Annotated in this window: 14 protein-coding genes and 1 tRNA gene; 10 read left to right on the plus strand and 5 right to left on the minus strand. The window is 41.5% G+C overall.

Features of this window, described 5'->3' with window-relative positions:
* The first annotated feature begins 6 nt into the window (after nucleotides 1-6).
* From TOL2_RS08840 to TOL2_RS08850, 3 genes are read left to right on the plus strand one after another with little or no spacing between them, the layout of a single operon-like run.
* Nucleotides 7-1,656 carry a ribonuclease J gene (locus TOL2_RS08840; protein WP_014957152.1) on the plus strand — a complete coding sequence of 550 codons (1,650 nt, stop codon included), beginning with the start codon at nucleotides 7-9 and terminating at the stop codon, nucleotides 1,654-1,656.
* Entirely contained in the window at nucleotides 1,653-3,947 is a 2,295-nt protein-coding gene (locus TOL2_RS08845) for a DNA translocase FtsK (RefSeq protein WP_014957153.1), read from the plus strand. Before TOL2_RS08840 ends, TOL2_RS08845 begins: the two co-directional genes overlap by 4 nt.
* Nucleotides 3,934-4,551, plus strand: coding sequence for a class I SAM-dependent methyltransferase (locus TOL2_RS08850; RefSeq protein ID WP_332370620.1), 618 nt, complete (start codon nucleotides 3,934-3,936; stop codon nucleotides 4,549-4,551). The genes TOL2_RS08845 and TOL2_RS08850 overlap by 14 nt, the downstream gene beginning before the upstream one ends.
* 145 nt (nucleotides 4,552-4,696) lie before the next feature.
* Here TOL2_RS08850 and TOL2_RS08855 read toward each other — a convergent pair.
* Together TOL2_RS08855 and TOL2_RS08860 are read right to left on the minus strand one after the other, a co-directional pair.
* Nucleotides 4,697-4,772, minus strand: a tRNA-Phe gene (locus tag TOL2_RS08855).
* A gap of 78 nt (nucleotides 4,773-4,850) precedes the next feature.
* Complete coding sequence (locus tag TOL2_RS08860) at nucleotides 4,851-5,585, minus strand: 16S rRNA (uracil(1498)-N(3))-methyltransferase (RefSeq protein WP_014957155.1); 735 nt, start codon at nucleotides 5,583-5,585, stop codon at nucleotides 4,851-4,853.
* Nucleotides 5,586-5,756: 171 nt separating this feature from the next.
* On the opposite strand from TOL2_RS08860, the gene TOL2_RS08865 reads away from it, so the two are divergent.
* The 3 genes from TOL2_RS08865 to nadC all read left to right on the plus strand — a co-directional run bounded on the left by TOL2_RS08865 (nucleotide 5,757) and on the right by nadC (nucleotide 9,853).
* Complete coding sequence (locus TOL2_RS08865; protein ID WP_014957156.1) at nucleotides 5,757-6,269, plus strand: hypothetical protein; 513 nt, start codon at nucleotides 5,757-5,759, stop codon at nucleotides 6,267-6,269.
* An 89-nt stretch (nucleotides 6,270-6,358) separates the two neighbouring features.
* Nucleotides 6,359-9,016, plus strand: coding sequence for a valine--tRNA ligase (locus TOL2_RS08870; RefSeq protein ID WP_014957157.1), 2,658 nt, complete (start codon nucleotides 6,359-6,361; stop codon nucleotides 9,014-9,016).
* Nucleotides 9,017-9,022: 6 nt separating this feature from the next.
* The gene (gene nadC, locus TOL2_RS08875; protein ID WP_014957158.1) at nucleotides 9,023-9,853 is read left to right on the plus strand and encodes a carboxylating nicotinate-nucleotide diphosphorylase; all 831 of its coding nucleotides are present in this window, start codon (nucleotides 9,023-9,025) and stop codon (nucleotides 9,851-9,853) included.
* 72 nt (nucleotides 9,854-9,925) lie between these two features.
* Here nadC and TOL2_RS08880 read toward each other — a convergent pair whose 3' ends face one another.
* Nucleotides 9,926-10,843 carry a GGDEF domain-containing response regulator gene (locus TOL2_RS08880; RefSeq protein ID WP_014957159.1) on the minus strand — a complete coding sequence of 306 codons (918 nt, stop codon included), beginning with the start codon at nucleotides 10,841-10,843 and terminating at the stop codon, nucleotides 9,926-9,928.
* Nucleotides 10,844-10,972: 129 nt separating this feature from the next.
* On the opposite strand from TOL2_RS08880, the gene lepA reads away from it, so the two are divergent.
* From lepA to TOL2_RS08900, 4 genes are all read left to right on the plus strand, one after another.
* Nucleotides 10,973-12,775, plus strand: a complete 1,803-nt coding sequence (gene lepA / locus TOL2_RS08885) for a translation elongation factor 4 (protein WP_014957160.1) — start codon at nucleotides 10,973-10,975, stop codon at nucleotides 12,773-12,775.
* 116 nt (nucleotides 12,776-12,891) lie between these two features.
* Nucleotides 12,892-13,260, plus strand: coding sequence for a hypothetical protein (locus TOL2_RS08890; protein WP_014957161.1), 369 nt, complete (start codon nucleotides 12,892-12,894; stop codon nucleotides 13,258-13,260).
* A gap of 78 nt (nucleotides 13,261-13,338) precedes the next feature.
* A complete protein-coding gene (locus TOL2_RS08895; RefSeq protein WP_014957162.1) occupies nucleotides 13,339-14,103 on the plus strand; it encodes an enoyl-CoA hydratase/isomerase family protein in 765 nt (254 codons plus the stop codon).
* 18 nt (nucleotides 14,104-14,121) lie between these two features.
* Nucleotides 14,122-16,254, plus strand: coding sequence for an acetate--CoA ligase family protein (locus TOL2_RS08900; RefSeq protein ID WP_014957163.1), 2,133 nt, complete (start codon nucleotides 14,122-14,124; stop codon nucleotides 16,252-16,254).
* Nucleotides 16,255-16,366: 112 nt separating this feature from the next.
* Here the strand turns inward: TOL2_RS08900 and TOL2_RS08905 are convergent, their stop codons facing one another.
* Both TOL2_RS08905 and TOL2_RS25970 read right to left on the minus strand, forming a co-directional pair.
* Complete coding sequence (locus tag TOL2_RS08905; protein WP_014957164.1) at nucleotides 16,367-16,831, minus strand: Spy/CpxP family protein refolding chaperone; 465 nt, start codon at nucleotides 16,829-16,831, stop codon at nucleotides 16,367-16,369.
* A 1-nt stretch (nucleotide 16,832) separates the two neighbouring features.
* Nucleotides 16,833-17,249, minus strand: a complete 417-nt coding sequence (locus TOL2_RS25970) for an anti-sigma factor family protein (RefSeq protein ID WP_014957165.1) — start codon at nucleotides 17,247-17,249, stop codon at nucleotides 16,833-16,835.
* Nucleotides 17,250-17,258: the final 9 nt, after the last annotated feature.

A 17,258-nucleotide genomic window follows, 5' to 3' on the forward strand; every position in this document is an offset into this window, starting at 1 on the left:
ATTCAGATGCTTAAAATAATTCCACTCGGCGGTCTTGGCGAAATCGGTCTTAACATGATGGTGATTGAATACGATGATGTCATATTTATCATTGATGCCGGTCTGATGTTTCCGGAAGAATACATGCTCGGCATTGATATCGTTATCCCGGCCATGGATTATATAAGAGAAAATCGTGATAAAGTACAGGCCATCATCATTACCCATGCCCATGAAGATCATATCGGGGCGTTGCCTTATCTTTTAAGGGAAATCAGGCTCCCTGTATATGGCACAGCCTTTACCCTGGGGATCGTCAGGAACAAGCTGATTGAGTTTGATCTCAATAAATACATTGATTTGAATCTTGTCAATCCCGGAGAAACCCTTTCAATTGATCCTTTTGAAATAGAATTTATCCGTGTCAGCCACAGCACGGTTGAGGGTGTTGGTCTTGCTATTAAAACCCCTGAAGGTGTTGTGGTTCATACAGGTGATTTCAGGATCAATCATGATTCCGACAAAATGAAAAACACGGATATTTCAAGTTTTGCAAGATTTGGCGAAGAAGGTGTCCTTGCCCTTATGTCGGATTCCACCAATGTTGAGGTTGAAGGTTATACCATGTCTGAACAGGAAGTGGCAAAAAATCTTGAAGACTTGATCACTGTTGCCAAAGGCAGGGTTATTGTCGCCCTGTTTGCCTCAAATGTGTTCAGAATACAGCAGCTGGTGGATATAGCTATTCGCAATAATAGAAAGGTTGTTTTTCATGGTCGGAGCATGGAACAGATAGTTGCCGTGGCCACACAGCTTGGGCATATCCATTATCCCCCAAACACCATTCTTAATATAAAGCAGATTAGCAGACAAGAGGATGACGAAGTTCTCATCATCACCACCGGCAGTCAGGGAGAACCAATGTCTGCTTTGGTAAGGATGGCTTCAGGCATGCACAAGCACATTAATATTAAAAAAGGTGACAATGTGATTTTGTCATCCAAATACATCCCGGGAAATGAAAAGGCCATTGCAAATATTATCAATAAACTCTACCGCAGAGGCGCGGATGTGGTGTATTCAAAAATTGCAAAGATTCATACCTCGGGACATGCCCACCAGGAAGAGCTCAAATTGATGTTGAATCTGACCAAACCCAAATATTTCATACCGATTCATGGGGAATATCGTCATTTGGTCGTTCATGCCAGGCTTGCCGAAGGACTTGGACTGCCAAGAGAAAATGTCATTGTTGCCGAAGACGGCAAAATCATTGCCTTTGATAAGGACGGCGGCAGGATAGAAGGCAGTGTTCATACAGGTAGAATCCTTGTTGACGGTAAAGGTATAGGTGATGTTGGAAGAAGCGTTTTAAAGGAGAGGAGGGAACTTTCCGAAGGCGGCCTTGTTGTTGTCACCATGATCATTGATGAAGAAACAGGTGTTGTTCTTTACGGGCCGGAGTTGATTTCAAAAGGATTTGTTTTTGATTCAGCCACAGGATACCTTGTTGATGATGCACAGTGTGTTATACTTGAAATCGTTGAAGAGATAGAAGCCGGGTTTGAATCCCGTGTTGAGTTGATCAGAAAAAAATTAAAAAAAGCCTTGAAACAATATTTTGCTTTTACCATAAATCGCAGGCCTCTAATTGTGCCAATTATCATTGAAGTATGAAAAAAGAACTTTATGGTATATTTCTTTTTTTTCTCATTGTACTAACAGCGGTCAGTCTTTTTTCCTATAATGTTTCCGATCCTTGTGTGGGGAATCGTTTTTTTGACATTCCAGATCATATCCACAATGCCTTTGGTTTGTTAGGGGCACATCTTGCCGGTTTTTTTGTTTTTCTGTTCGGGTTGGGTGCATTCTGGATTCCTATTGTCCTGGGACTTGTCAGTGTCTGGTTATTAAAAGGGAAACCTGCAAATATCATCTGGCTGACCCTTCTGGGTGGCCTTTTTTTAATTGTCAGTACCGGCGGTCTGCTTTTCCTTTTTAAAGACAACTATGAGCTTTTAGGCACTCATGTCTCATCAGGTGGGGTTATCGGGATTACAATCACATCCTTTTTATTAAAATATGCCAATATTATCGGCAGTATTATTATTCTGATGTTTCTTATGATACTCGGCATTATTTTTGCTACAGGGATATCCATTATTTCTCTTGGTCTGTTTTTAAATCAGAAAATTATTGACCTTTTAAACGTTATGAAGACGGATTTTTATGAGGGAATAAATTTTTTTAATGAAAGGTATGTCAAATGGCAGGAAGACAGGGCGAAGGCTGAAAAACAGATTGACATCACCCCTGTTAGGGTGAAAAAGGATGTTCTTATTAAAATTCCTGAAAAGATCCAGCAAAAAGAATTTTTTCATGAACCTGAAAATGTTTTTGAGTCTGACATATGCGAGCCTGACATATTTGAACCAACCATATGTGATCCTAACATAGTGGAACTGGAAGAACAGGATTCATATTTTAAACCGGATGCTGATTTTGTTGATATTCGGGATAAAGCTGAATTTGATTTGCCCCGTATTTCATTTCTGGATGAAAAAAAGGCGGTTGAAAAAAATATTGATACAGACCTGCTCAAAGAGAAAAGTCATATCCTGGAACGCAAGTTAAAGGATTTTAACGTGTCCGGGGAGGTTGTTGAAATTCTTCCTGGCCCGGTTATCACAACTTTTGAATACAGGCCTGCCCCGGGAATAAAAATAAGTAAGATCGCAGGATTGTCAGATGATCTTGCCCTTGCCCTGAGTGCCATAAGTATAAGGATTGTCGCTCCTATCCCGGGCCGTGATGTGGTGGGCATAGAGATTCCCAACGATGAAAGAGAAGTCGTTAATTTAAGGGAATTGATCGCGTCAAAAGATTTTGTCAGTTCCCCCTCCATTCTGACCCTGGGGCTGGGAAAAGATATTCTGGGAAGGCCCATGGTCACAAAAATGGATTCCATGCCCCATCTGTTGATCGCCGGTGCCACAGGAACCGGTAAGAGTGTGGGATTGAATGCCATGATTATCAGTCTTTTGTACAAAGGCACACCAGATGATATTAAAATGATCATGATTGATCCCAAAAGGATTGAACTTTCCGTTTATAATGATATTCCCCATTTGATTTCTCCTGTGGTTACGGATATGAAAAAAGCAACCAATGCTCTTTTATGGGCGGTACGGGAGATGGAGCGTAGGTATGAGTTGCTGGAACAAACCGGGTTAAGAAATATTCTTCAGTATAACAGCATGGTGGCATCGAAAAAAAAGGGAAAGCTTGATAATTCTGAAACCCTGGATTTGTTTGAAAAGCTTCCTTATATTGTAGTGATCGTGGATGAACTGGCGGATCTCATGATGGTAGCTTCAAAAGACGTGGAATTTGCATTGACACGGCTGGCCCAGATGGCAAGGGCTGCCGGGATTCATCTGATTGTTGCAACTCAGAGACCCTCTGTTGATGTTCTCACGGGAAGTATTAAAGCCAATTTTCCCACACGGATTTCATTTCAGGTATCTTCCAGGGTTGATGCCAGGACAATTTTTGACGGCGGCGGATCTGAAAGTCTTCTGGGAAACGGGGATATGCTTTTCTGCCCGCCCGGTGCGGGAAGGCTTGTCAGGATTCAGGGTGCCTATCTTTCCGAACAAGAGATCGCCCGGGTGACTCAATTTCTAAAAGATCAGAAAGCCCCTGATTATATTGAAGATATTACACTGGGCGGCAATGATGATGAAAAAGAGTTTGACGAATCAGACTATGATGAAAAATATGATGAGGCTGTGGCCCTGGTGACCAAAACCCGCCAGGCGTCCATTTCCTTTGTTCAGCGCCGTCTTCGCATCGGGTATAACCGTGCGGCCCGGCTGGTTGAAATGATGGAGCATGAGGGGATTGTCGGCCCTCAGATGGGTTCAAAACCCAGGGATATACTGGTAAAAAGTTATGATGACGATTGATTTTGATGTGTGGGGCAGTATCAAGGGGTTTATGGATCGCGATGAAGCAGCAAGGCTTTATTGCATTGCGTTAAAAGCTTCTGAAAGCGGCCCTGTTCTTGAAATAGGAAGCTATTGCGGTAAATCCGCCTACGTTATAGGATCTGCATGTAAAAAAAATGATTCCATTCTTTATTCCATTGATCACCATGAGGGGTCGGAAGAGCAGCAGCCAAATGAAGAATATTTTGATCCTGATCTGTTTGACCCGCAAATATCAAGAATTAATACCTTTCCTTTTTTCCGGGAGACTATCCGCAGAAACGCTCTTGAACATACAGTGGTGCCCATTGTTGCAAAGTCAAGTACGGCAGGCAAAATGTGGAATACCCCAATTTCAATGCTGTTTATAGATGGCGGTCATTGTTTTGAGGCCGTAAATACGGACTATCTGACTTGGACCCCTCATATTAAGACCAATGGATTCTTGGTGATTCATGATATTTTCAAGAACCCTGAAAAAGGGGGGCAGGCCCCCCGGAAAATATATGAAACAGCCCTTGCATCAGGAAATTATGAAGCCCTTGAAATGATAAAAACCCTGGGTGTTTTAAGAAAAAAATAATGAAAATAAGCTAAAAATAAAAAATTTCAAGTATTTGTTTGGAGTTTCATCTAAGTGGGAATAAAGATGGGACAGTCGCTGAAATGCACAAAAAAAAAGCTTTCAATGAAAAACACCGAAAGCTTATTTGAATCTTGATTTGTTGTGGTGCCCAGGGACAGAATTGAACTGCCGACACGGGGATTTTCAGTCCCCTGCTCTACCGACTGAGCTACCTGGGCTCAAACAAGAAGGGATATATTCCTTTTGGCTGATTATGTCAAGGGGAAATATTAAAAAGTGTTTATTGTTTTGGGGTATCAGATATCCCCAAGGATGTGTTGGATGAGTGTACAGCTTGAAATAGCAGCTGTTTCAGCTCTTAAAATTCTGGGTCCAAGAGAATAAGATAAAAAGCCTTTTTTTTGAGCTGTTTCTATTTCCGTTTCCGATAATCCTCCTTCCGGGCCGATCAAAATAATGACATTAAGAGGTGAAGAATTTCTTGTCAAAGTGTCAAGTCTTTGAGTTGCTTTTTCCCAGAAGGCAATTTTTAAATCATAGGCCTCAGCATGATCTAACAGATTTTCAAAACTCAATGGCTTGAATATTTGTGGAAGCCTGCTTCTCCGGCACTGTTTTAAAGATTCTACTGCAATGGTTTCCCATCGCTGATGCCGGTTTTTTATCCTTTTTGCATCCGGGGTGGGAATGGACCGTTCACAAAAAAAAGGAATCCATTGATAGATACCCAACTGTGTCACATGCTTGATCACAAGATCCATTTTTTTGTCTTTCAGCATGCCGGAACAAAGTGTAATATGAAGGGCAGATTCTGTTGACGAGTCATGTTCGTCAATGATATCAACTTTTATATTACCCGGTGAGACGCTGGAAATAAGTGCCGTATAATCTTTGCCTGCTCCATTTGTAACTTCAATGGGGTCTCCCGGGTTCAGCCTGAGAACTTTAAAGATGTGTTTTGCATCCTGGCCCTGGATATTTGTTCTGCACGGTATACTGTCAATGTCTGGAATAATGAATTTTTGCATCATGGGATTTTTTAAAACAAAGATTTGATATTGTAAATAAATTTTTTGTTCTGCTGAGGCCAAAGTTTTGAGCTGTTTTAAATAGTTGACACTTTGATCCTGCTTTGATACTTTTTGATGTTTAAAAATACTGGACAGGGTATTGTTTTTAATATCTAATAAAGTGAGGCCTTTATGACGGATTATGATGATGATATGTTGGGTGATGATAAGACAGATGACAGTATTATCGAACTGACGGATATTGTTAAGTACGGTTCAGGCCATGCAACACAGGAAGATATTATACAGGAAGATATTATTGAATTGACCGATATGATTGAAAATGACGATACCGATTTTGGTCCGCATGGTGTTAAGGAAGACAGTCTTAAGCTTGAAGAAAATTTTGAGACAGAAGATGAATTTTTTTTTGATAAAGGCCTTGAACTTGAAATGGGTGATCCAACTGATGCTGATCCAACTGGCGATGATTCGTTGGAGCTTGAAAAAATTACAGAATCCACATCTGATTTAAATGTGAGTCAGGAACAGGTGGAGGCTGCGTTGGAGAGGATAATTGAAAAAAAAATTGCCGGCAAAATTGAAACCATTTTGTTTGATGCCATGGAAAAAGTAATTGAAAAAGAAATTGCCGGGATCAAGAAAAGTTTGCAAAAAGATCTTGATCAGATTGGAAACAATTAAGTTCAGGCAATTGATATATATAAAAAAAGGTTCTGGGGATTCATCAAGTGATCCCCTTTTTCATTAATATGGGTTTTAGGAGTTGATTTATGGGTTCCGGTTCTCTGGATAAAGGCTATGAGCCATCTGGTATTGAAGAAAAATGGTATAAATACTGGATTGATAATGGATTTTTTAAAGCTGAAGATACAAGCAATAAACCTGCCTTTTCAATCGTTATACCGCCGCCGAATGTCACGGGCGTACTTCACATGGGGCACGCTTTAAATAATGTTGTTCAGGATATTATGTGCAGATATAAAAGGCTTTCAGGGTATAATGTTCTCTGGATGCCCGGAACAGACCATGCCGGGATCGCAACCCAGAATGTTGTTGAAAGAGATCTTGCAGCAAAAGGGCAGACACGCGATCAGATTGGCCGGGAGGAATTTATCAAACAGGTCTGGAAATGGCGTGAAAAATCCGGTGGTGCCATTATCAACCAGCTCAAAAGACTGGGTGCTTCCTGTGACTGGGACCGGGAGCGCTTTACCATGGATGAGGGACTTTCAGATGCTGTCCGCAAGGTGTTTGTAAGGCTTTATAAAGAGGGGTTGATTTATGAGGGCCATTATATTATCAACTGGTGTCCTAGGTGCAAAACAGCTCTTGCAGATCTTGAAGTTGAGCATGAAGAAAAAGATTCTTACCTGTATTATATCAGATATCCTTTTGTGAATAAAAAACAAGGGCTTACAGTTGCAACCACACGGCCTGAAACCATGTTCGGTGATACGGCAGTAGCGGTAAACCCCAATGACGAGCGCTTTTGTGACCTTGAAGACAAAGAGGTCATACTTCCCTTGACGGACAGGACTATTCCAATTATCAAAGATGAGTATGTGGATACCGGGTTTGGAACAGGTGCCTTAAAAGTCACTCCTGCCCATGACCCCAATGATTTTAATCTGGGAGAAAAACACGGCCTTCAAAAGTTAAAAGTCATTGATGATGACGGATGCATGCTTGACGGGGCAGGTCGGTTTAAGGGCCTGGACAGGTTTGAGTGCCGGAAACAGGCGGTTGAAGCACTTAAAGAACAGGGCCTGCTGGCCAAGCAAGAGCCATTAAAACACAGTGTCGGACATTGCTATCGGTGCAAAACCGTTGTTGAACCGTCTATTTCCAAGCAATGGTTTGTAAAAGTGGCTCCTTTAGCCCAAAAAGCTTCGGATGCAGTCCGCAACGGACAAACCCGGATTATTCCGGAAACCTGGTCAAAAACCTATTTTGAATGGATGGATAATATCAGGGACTGGTGTATCTCACGGCAGATCTGGTGGGGTCATAGAATTCCCGTATGGAAATGTCCTGCATGTAAAGAGGTGATTGTTGAAGAACATGATCCGACCCAATGCCCGGCATGCGGATCAAAAGAAATTATTCAGGAAACTGATGTGCTGGATACCTGGTTTTCAAGTGCGCTCTGGCCGTTTTCAACCATGGGATGGCCAAATGATACAGAACTTTTAAAAACATTTTATCCTACCAATGTGCTTGTGACCGGTTTTGATATTCTCTTTTTCTGGGTTGCCAGGATGATGATGATGGGTCTTCATTTTATGGATGAGGTGCCGTTTGATGATGTCTATATCCATGCCCTTGTAAGGGATGAACATGGAAAAAAGATGAGCAAATCAGTCGGGAACGTTATTGATCCGTTAAAAGTGATTGATGAATATGGTGCAGATGCTTTTAGGTTTACTTTGGCGGTATTTGCGGCCCAGGGTCGTGATGTCAAGATGTCGGAATCAAGAGTGGAAGGATATCGGCATTTTGTCAACAAGCTTTGGAATGCATCACGATTTGCCCTCATGCATATTACGCCAAAAGATAGTCAGATAGACCCTAAAAAGCTTACTTTGTCTGAAAAATGGATACTTTCCCGATGTGCCTGCACCACTCTTGCAGTGAAGCAAGGCATTGAAAACTATCGGTTTAATGAGGCTGCATCAGCCGTATACAAGTTTGTATGGCATGAATTCTGCGACTGGTTTCTGGAAACAGCCAAACCCGCACTTTATGAAAAAGAAGGCGTCCAGAGAAGAGATTGTGCAAGAAGTGTTCTGGCAAAAGTTCTGGAAGATATTCTGGTCATACTTCATCCGTTTATGCCCTTTGTGACCGAAGAAATTTACAGCATCCTGCCGTCAACCACTGGCTCTGTCATGGCCGCAGATTATCCTTATGATGAAAAAACATATGACACCTTCAGGGATGAAACCGTTGAAAAAGATATGGATTTTATTTTTGGTTTGATTTCCGGTATCAGGAATATCAGGAGCGAAATGAATATTCAACCGTCCATGAAAATAAAAGTGCTGGGATATACAAACGATGAAAAAGAAAAAATAATTATCGCTGAAAATAAATCAATGATTGTGAATCTTGCCACACTTGAGAGTTTTTATTTTTGTGATGCGGATAATTTGCCGTCATCTTGTGCAACATCTGTTACCGGGGATACCACCTGTTTTGTTTCCTTGGAAGGGGTGATTGATTTTGACAAGGAAATCAAGCGGCTTGAAAAAGAACTTGAAAAAAATACCAAAGACCTTCTGGGTGTCCAGAAAAGACTTCACAATGAAAGCTTTCTTGAAAAGGCACCGGAAACTGTGGTTCAGAAAGTAAAGGCTCAATACACTGATTTTGAAGAAAAAAACAACAAGCTCAAGGAAAATCTTGAACGAATACAACAAATGAAATGATAGGGTATGAATACAACAGAAAACATAATCAAACTGGCTCTTTTTGAAGATTCAGGGCTTGGCGATATCACAACGGAATCAATTTTGTCGGAATCTTTTTTGGGCAAAGGCGTTATCGTTGCCAAAGAATCATTTGTTCTTGCTGGAATTGAGGTGGCCAAAAAGACATTCAAGCTGCTGGATAAGGATTGTGAGGTTTTTTCTTCGTTTTCAGATGGTTCCAACATAAAGCAAGGGGACATTGTGTTTAAAGCACAGGGCGATCTTGTTGCGCTTCTGAAAGGGGAGCGGGTGGCTTTGAATTTTTTGCAGCGCCTTTCAGGGATAGCAACCTTAACCCGTTCCTATGCGGACGAACTCAAATTTCCAAATGTCCGGCTGACTGACACAAGAAAAACAACCCCCGGGCTGCGTGGGCTTGAAAAAGAAGCGGTCAGGGCGGGAGGGGCTTATAATCACCGCATGTCCTTATACGATGGTGTTTTGATCAAGGATAATCATATCGCGGTTGCAGGCTCCATCAAGAGTGCAGTCTATGCTGTTAGAAACAGGATATCACATCTGATGAAAATTGAAGTTGAAGTGACCAATCTTGATGAAGTCAAAGAGGCTGTTGATGAGGGTGTTGATGTGATCATGCTGGATAATATGGATTATGACCAGATGTCGGCGGCAGTAAATTATATAAACGGAAGGGCAGTGGTAGAGGCCTCGGGAAATGTTTCTCTGGGAACATTAAATAAAATCGCCGCCACCGGGGTGGATGTGATTTCCTGTGGCGCACTTACACATCAGGCAAGGTCGGTGGATTTAAGTATGCGAATCAATACAGCTTAATTGTGTATTGGGTTGGTGCTGGGGGATGTAGGGTATTGTTTGTGCTGGTGCCTGGGGTGTCAGTCCGGCAGGCTAAGTGTTGTCAGGGTTTGAGACAATATAGGTTAATTTGTTCCGGCCGGTTTCCTTTGATCTATAGAGGGCTTTATCTGTTCGGCTGATAAAAGATCTGAAATCTTCTCCTTTCACAAGTTCTGTGGCACCAATACTGACGGTTATTGAGCGTTTAGTCCCAGGTTCAGGTTCAAATATTTGGGAGCAGATGTTGTCTTTTATTCTTGCTCCAACCATGCATGCTTTTTGAAGCCCGGTTTCCGGTAGCAGGATGGCAAACTCTTCTCCTCCATAACGATAAGCCGTATCCATGGATCGCATACAGGAATTGATGACTTTTCCAATTCTCATCAGCACTTTGTCGCCTTCAAGATGTCCCCAGGTATCGTTATAGGCTTTAAAAAAATCAATATCCAGAATAAGCAAAGACAAAGGGCGCGAGTATCTGTTATACCTGTTGATTTCAGTTTTAATTTGTGAAAAAAAGTGTCGAGAGTTATAAAGTTCGGTTAATGCATCGGTAATGGCAAGTTTTTCAAGTTCCTTTAAAAGCTTGTAGCGTTCTTTTTTGAATCCGGCTTCTCTTAAAACCCGTTTAATTCGCAAATCAAGTTCTGCCAGTCGAAATGGTTTGAAAATAAAGTCACTTGCACCTGCCTGAATCGCTTTTTCATATGAGTAATCAGCGCTGTAACCGGTCATTACCATGACATCCGTATCAAATGTTTTTTTTATTTTTCGCGTAAGTTCCAGTCCGTCCATGCCTTGCATCGTAATATCCGTCAGGATAATATCAGCTTTAAATGATTTGAGTATTTTCAACGCATTATAAGCATTTTCAGCGCTTTTAACTTTATAGTTGAAACACTTCAGGTGTGCTTCTACATAATCTTTAATGGCTTTATCATCATCAACTATAAGGATGGAATATGCCATGCGGTTTTCTCCATGGTTATCTCCTTCAATGAGAGCTTTTCTTGACACTTTTCAACTCAATTGATAAATGTAATATAATAAAATTTAACGGTATACATGGTATTTGTCAATTATTAGTTTGGAGCAAAATTGAAGTTAAACAAAAAGAATATTCGAAATTTCAGCATTATCGCTCATATCGACCATGGGAAATCTACCCTGTCGGATAGATTGATTCAGCTTTCCGGTATTATATCGGAAAGGGATATGAAAGAACAGATATTGGATTCCATGGACATTGAAAGGGAAAGGGGCATTACCATTAAAAGCCAGACTGTTTCTCTTCCTTATACAGCGCAGGATGGTAAAACATATCTGTTAAACTTGATAGATACCCCGGGACATGTGGACTTTTCATATGAGGTGTCAAGGGCTTTAGCATCATGTGAGGGGGCATTGATACTGGTTGATGCAAGCCAGGGAGTGGAGGCCCAGACATTGGCAAATCTATATCTTGCCATGGAGCATGATCTTGCAATCATACCGGTTATCAATAAAATAGATCTGCCGTCTGCTGAAATTGAGTGGGCAAAAGAACAGATAGAAGAGGATCTGGGACTGGATTCCGATGATGCCATTCTTGTTTCTGCAAAGACAGGTATTGGTGTTGATAAAATATTTGAGATCATTGTCAAAAAAATTCCACCGCCTGTTTCAGGAGATGCCGGTTTTTTCAAGGCCCTGGTATTTGATTCCCATTATGATGCCTTCCGGGGGACCATTGTTCATTTCAGGATTTTTGAAGGCAGCATTAAAAAAGGAGAGAAGATCCAGTTCATGTCCAACAATGCCCAGTATAAAGTTGAAGAGGTGGGATTGTTTCAGATTGTCCGGCAACCTCAAGATGAACTCATAGCAGGGCAGGTGGGGTATTTTATTGCCGGCATTAAAAATATCAGTGATGTGAAAATCGGTGATACCGTTACCATGGCTGACAAAAGGTGTGACAAAGCAATGGCGGGATTCAGAGAACCCACACCGGTTGTGTTTTCATCCATGTATCCGGTTGCATCTGACGATTATGAGGAACTCACCGAGGCGCTGGAGAAACTCAAGCTCAATGATGCATCCCTGATTTATGAGAAAGACAGCTCCGTTGCCCTTGGGTTTGGATACCGTTGTGGATTTTTAGGTCTTTTACACCTGGAGGTGGTCCAGGAAAGACTTGAAAGAGAGTATAATGTCTCACTTATTTTGACATCTCCTTCTGTTATGTATGAGATAACCTATACGGATGGTACAATAAAAATTATTGATAATCCGGTACAGTATCCTGATCCGGCTGAAATTTCCCGGGTTCGGGAACCGTTTATTAAGGCATCCATTATTGTGCCGGACAAATATATGGGCAATGTCATGCAGGTGTGTCACGAATTTCGAGGTGTCAGTAAAAATTATCAATACCTGACCTCCAACCGTATGGAAATGAAATTTGAGCTGCCCCTGGCCGAAGTGGTTTATGAGTTTTATGACCGGCTTAAAAGCGTCACCCAGGGATATGGGTCTTTTGATTATGAAATTGCCGGATATCAGGAGACAGATCTTGTAAAGCTTGATTTTATTATCAATGGTGAGCGGGTGGATGCCCTTTCCCAGTTGATACACCGGGATAAGGCAGAAGCCAGGGCCAGGACCGCCTGTAAAAAATTAAGAGAAGAAATTCCCCGGCAGCAGTTTAAAATACCCATTCAGGGTGCTATCGGAGGGAAAATTATTTCCCGGGAAACCATATCCGCATTCAGAAAAGATGTTACTGCCAAATGTTATGGCGGCGATATCTCAAGAAAGCGAAAACTTCTTGAAAAACAGAAAAAAGGCAAGAAACGAATGAAAATGGTAGGGTCTGTTGAGATTCCTCAATCTGCATTTTTGTCTGTCTTGAAAACCGATTAGTCTTCTTGAAAAAAAATAATCTTTCCTTGCGATCATCCCGCAAACACGTTAAAGATTGAACCTGATCCTGGTAAAACAGTCAGGATCGGGTTTAAACTTTTAACTGGAGACATATTATGAACAAAAACAGCGGACAGCCGGCAAGCCTGAATTTTCAAGTTGACAAAGACAACCTTTATCGTGAAGAATCCATCACGGATCTTAAAATCGCCAGTATACTGCGGATGATACCTGTCAATCTCGACGGATCGGACGACAACAGCCGGGAACCTATTTTCCTGGGAAGATCACAGCTTTCCACTCCCCAGGGACCCATCCCCATACAGGCCCGCCTGGAGGTCAAAACTCTTGAAGAGGCCATGGATGTCTTTCCCAAAGCCATGGAAGGTGAGACCCAAAAGGTCATGGAAAGTTTCAGGCAGATGCAGGCACAGCAGAAAAAAGATGAACAATCAAGAATTATTGTTCCGGGAAGGAATAATTGATTCTTTAAAATAATCTGTTAAAGGTATTTCATCCCTTCCTAAACTTGTATTTTAAAAAAATCTAAAAGGCGAATCCCCATGGACTATGAATGCATTATTTATGAAAAAAAAGATCAGGTCGGCTTGATTAAATTGAACAGGCCCAAAGTCCTCAATGCAATGAACCGGCAGCTTTGGATTGAGATGCAGGACGCCCTTGAAATCTCAAAACAGGACAATCAAATCAAAGCGTTGATTTTTACGGGTGAGGGCAGGGCGTTTTCCACTGGTGCAGACCTTAAGGATTCAAAAGACAGAAGCATTGAAGATTATCGAAGATATCTTGAGTCCCTTCAGGAGGCATCACGAAAAATAATACGTTTTGAAAAACCTACCATTGCAGCAATTAACGGGTATGCACTGGGCTCCGGGTATGAGCTTGCCCTGGCCTGTGATATCCGTATTGCTGCCAAAGAAGCTTTTATCGGTTCTCCCGAGGCAAAGGTGACCTCGTCTGTCACTGGCGGTGCTTTCAGGCTTGTGCAGGATCTTGTTGGGCCCGGCAAGGCAAGGGAACTTTTATTTACCGCAGAAAATATTACCGGTGAAGAGGCTCAGAGAATCGGACTGGTTAATAAAGTCGTTCCCCTTGAGACATTAATGGATGAAGCGTTTGCCATGGCAAAAAAAATTGTGGCAAATTCTGCGTTTTCTTTAAAACTCATTAAAAAGGGGTTCCTTATGGCCAGGGGAGAGTGCAGCCTTGAAGCATTGATGGATTATGAGATTGAAGCCTGCCTGGCCTGTGTTTCCACCAAAGACAGAGAACAGTCTTTAGATGATTTTGAGCAGAGAAAAAAATAATTAAAGGAAAATAATTTTATGTTGGATAAAGTACTCAATGCCAGATCAGTTGCCATCATAGGTGCCTCAAAAAATAAAACAAAACGCGGATACCAAGCCATTAAAACCCTTCTGGCCGATGGGTATGAAGGAGAAATTTATCCGGTGAACCCCAACGAGGACATGATTCTCGGGATTCGCTGCCATAAAGATATCACACTGATTAAAGATCCTGTTGATCTTGCCCTGATTACAACTCCTGCTCGGACAATTCCGGATATTTTAAGAAAGTGCGGTGAAAAGAAGGTCGCTGGTGCAGTCATCATTGCCGGTGGTTTCAGGGAACTTGGCCTCAAGGGCAAAGAACTTGAGCGCGAGGTTGTCGCTGTTGCAAAACAGACAGGCGTAAGATTGATCGGCCCCAATACTTCGGGTATGATAAATCTTAAATCAAATATGAATCTTGTGGGCATTCAGAATGCACCCAAGGGAAATATTGCCCTGCTCTGCCAGAGCGGAAACATGGCCCTGACACTTATAACAGAAGCTACCATTCGCAAGCAAGAGGGATTTACCTACTATGTGGGCGTTGGAAATGAATCAGATATCAAGTTTCATGAGTATCTTGAATTTTTAAGAAATGATCCTGATACAAAATCCATCCTTATGTATGTGGAAGGGATGAGCGAGGGCCGAAAATTCCTTCAGGAAGCTTATAAAACAAGCATTAAAAAACCGATTGTTCTTTTAAAAAGCGGCAGGTCTGCAACGGGTAAAAAATCAGCAGGATCACATACGGGGTCTCTTGCAGGTATGAGCGAAGTTGCAAAATCAGCCTATGAAAGGACCGGGATTGTTGTGATTGAAAATTCAGATGAGTTGTTTCCCGTAGCCACGACTCTTTCAAATCAGCCGCCCATTAATAATAAATCCATTGCAATTCTAGCCGATGGCGGGGGGCATGCCACCATTGCAGCCGATCTTTTAACGGATTACGGCATCCTTTTGCCTGAATTGTCTGATAAAACAAAAAATAATTTGAGAAAACTTCTTCCTGATGCCGCATCAGTTGTAAACCCCGTTGATGTGGCGGGTGGTACGGATGCAAATCCAGGACTTTTTGCAGATTGTGCCAAAATTATTTTAAAAGATCCCAGTGTGGGTGGGCTTCTGGTAGTCGGGTTGTTTGGCGGATACGGCATCCGGTTTGACGACAGCCTTGCCATAGGAGAAGAAGCTGCAGCTCATCGAATGGGGGCAATGGTAAGACGCAAAAATAAACCCATTATTGTGCATTCACTTTACAGTTCATACGAGTCCCATGCCCTGGATTTGCTGCGTCATTATGATATACCGGTTCATGATTCCCTGGATATTTCATGTAAGTGTGTTGCCTCTCTTTGTAAATACGGAAGTTATCTGAAATCCTATCATGCAAAAACCAACTTTGTGTTTAACTGGCGGTCAAAGGCAAAGCCTGAAGGTAATCAGATTATTAACAATGCCTTAAAAGAAGGTCGTCATGTGCTTTTAGAAAATGAGGCAAAAGAATTGATCAAGCTTCATGGTGCCCCCACATCAGTGGGGCAGGTGGCAAGGAGCGAAGATGAAGCATGGCAAATTGCAGAGAAAATCAAAGAGAATGTCGTATTAAAAATTGTTTCACCCGATATCCTGCATAAAAGTGATGCCTGTGGGGTGAAACTGAATTTGAAATCTGAACTTGAAGTGAGAAAAGCATATTGTCAGATTATTAAAAACGCTATTGCCTATAACTCGGAAGCGGACATTCGAGGGGTTCTTGTCTCTCCTATGGCTCAAAAAGGCCTTGAAATTATTATCGGCACTAAAATAGATGAGCAGTTCGGGCCGGTTATCATGTACGGGTTAGGTGGAATTATGGTTGAAATCATGAAAGATGTTACATTCTGGGTATTGCCTGTATCACCGACATCTTGTAAAAAAATGCTGGAAGATACGCGATCATCCATTCTTTTGGAAGGCGTAAGGGGTCAGAAAGGATATGATAAAAAATCATTAAGAAGGTTGATAGCCATGTGTTCTGAACTGATAGAGGCCTATCCTGAAATTGAAGAAATGGACTTGAATCCCATAATTTTATACGAAAAGGGCCTGGATGTTGTGGATGCCAGGATAATCCTTAAAAAATAATTTCCCAAATAAAAACAACAAATATAAGTTAAAAATAACCGGACAGCCAAGCAAGTTTTTGGTGACTGATAATATGTTTTTCATCAGCCTGCTGTCCGGCTTCTTTTTTTGATTATTTGCCTTTTATATCATGGATTCCCAGTCCGCCGGCGGAAAATTGGTCAACAATTATAGTGTAGAAATTTCTTTTCTGGGATGGAGAGAGAAGTTCTTTTTCTTCTAAAATATGCTCCACAACTTCATGCTCAAGTTCCGTCTGGAGTCGGATAATTTTTTTTGAGATTGATTGTATTTCCAGTTCGTTGCAAGGTTCCATAAACAGGGCTTCCGCCAGTTTGCTCCGCTGAATGTGGAGACACTTTCTGATGCCTGCGACTTTTGGTAAAAACACTTTGCGAATGGATTGGGCCTGTTTTCTTTGTTGCTGTGTAAGATCTGGAATTAAATCTAAATATCCGATAATTTTGTTTTTTTTCAAATGTTTGCGTTTTAAATGATTATACACGATGATTAAAATGGCTGATACAAGAATCAAGGCCGTTAAAAAGCCGGAAACATAATGTAAAAAAATGTGCATCTTAAGACCTCATATGACTTGGATTCATTATTTTGAAATATATATAGCCAAATGACTCGGGCGGAAAATCATTAAATTCTTCTATTGGGCGTGATTCCTTTTCGATTAGCGGGTTGAGCAATTCAAACAAGGTTTCAAAAAAAACAAGTAGAGGTGTGAAAATCCGGGATTTAAAAAAAGATTTTTTCACGGGAGAAGACACTTTGAAGACCGCTGAATCAATTTGTCTGATGAGCGCTGATGGCATTTTTTCCTGTGGCAGGTTTTGAATCATTTGATCTGTGTACTGAAAAGCCTCTAATTCTTTTTTGCACTCTTTGCATTGGATTAGATGCTGTATTATGTTTTTGTTCTGGATCAAATCCAGCTCTTTGTCCAAATGGGCTGATAATTTTTCCAAAATTTCCTGACATTTCATGATTCTGTT

This window comes from Desulfobacula toluolica Tol2 (assembly GCF_000307105.1).
GTDB lineage: Bacteria > Desulfobacterota > Desulfobacteria > Desulfobacterales > Desulfobacteraceae > Desulfobacula > Desulfobacula toluolica.

Bases quoted from the DNA above. Each gene is read 5' to 3' on its own strand.
- TOL2_RS08865 (WP_014957156.1), top strand. From the start codon at position 5,757: ATGACGGATTATGATGATGATATGTTGGGTGATGATAAGACAGATGAC.
- TOL2_RS08890 (WP_014957161.1), top strand. From the start codon at position 12,892: ATGAACAAAAACAGCGGACAGCCGGCAAGCCTGAATTTTCAAGTTGAC.
- TOL2_RS08900 (WP_014957163.1), top strand. From the start codon at position 14,122: ATGTTGGATAAAGTACTCAATGCCAGATCAGTTGCCATCATAGGTGCC.
- TOL2_RS08905 (WP_014957164.1), bottom strand. From the start codon at position 16,831: ATGCACATTTTTTTACATTATGTTTCCGGCTTTTTAACGGCCTTGATT.
- nadC (WP_014957158.1), top strand. From the start codon at position 9,023: ATGAATACAACAGAAAACATAATCAAACTGGCTCTTTTTGAAGATTCA.
- TOL2_RS08880 (WP_014957159.1), bottom strand. From the start codon at position 10,843: ATGGCATATTCCATCCTTATAGTTGATGATGATAAAGCCATTAAAGAT.
- TOL2_RS08845 (WP_014957153.1), top strand. From the start codon at position 1,653: ATGAAAAAAGAACTTTATGGTATATTTCTTTTTTTTCTCATTGTACTA.
- TOL2_RS25970 (WP_014957165.1), bottom strand. From the start codon at position 17,249: ATGAAATGTCAGGAAATTTTGGAAAAATTATCAGCCCATTTGGACAAA.
- TOL2_RS08895 (WP_014957162.1), top strand. From the start codon at position 13,339: ATGGACTATGAATGCATTATTTATGAAAAAAAAGATCAGGTCGGCTTG.
- TOL2_RS08870 (WP_014957157.1), top strand. From the start codon at position 6,359: ATGGGTTCCGGTTCTCTGGATAAAGGCTATGAGCCATCTGGTATTGAA.
- TOL2_RS08840 (WP_014957152.1), top strand. From the start codon at position 7: ATGCTTAAAATAATTCCACTCGGCGGTCTTGGCGAAATCGGTCTTAAC.
- TOL2_RS08850 (WP_332370620.1), top strand. From the start codon at position 3,934: ATGATGACGATTGATTTTGATGTGTGGGGCAGTATCAAGGGGTTTATG.
- TOL2_RS08860 (WP_014957155.1), bottom strand. From the start codon at position 5,585: ATGATGCAAAAATTCATTATTCCAGACATTGACAGTATACCGTGCAGA.